Below are 257 nucleotides of genomic sequence, written 5' to 3'. Positions count from 1 at the left end.
ATCGATTCCAGTCAAGGGATCGTCAACGCCAGCGGCACGGCGCAGCTGTCAGACAACTGGCCGGTGGACATCACTCTCAATAGTACACTGAACGTGGAGCCGTTGAAAGGTGAAAAGGTGAAGCTGAAAGTGGGCGGCGCGCTGCGCGAACAGCTGGAGATTGGCGTTAATCTTTCCGGTCCGGTGGATATGGATTTACGCGCCCAGACGCGACTGGCGGAAGCCGGATTGCCGCTCAACGTGGAAGTGAACAGCAA

1 protein-coding gene is annotated in these 257 nt (G+C 57.2%); it reads left to right on the top strand.

Annotated features, from left to right (window positions below):
- A partial coding sequence (locus tag SB772_RS42920) for a hypothetical protein (protein ID WP_410838884.1) occupies positions 1-257 on the top strand: 257 nt, incomplete at both ends.

Origin of the sequence: Paraburkholderia sp. SIMBA_030, assembly GCF_046535245.1 — a bacterium.
Taxonomy (GTDB): Bacteria; Pseudomonadota; Gammaproteobacteria; order Burkholderiales; family Burkholderiaceae; genus Paraburkholderia.
Note: the sequence above shows the minus strand (reverse complement) of the source record. Positions and strands in the feature narration are given on the sequence as shown.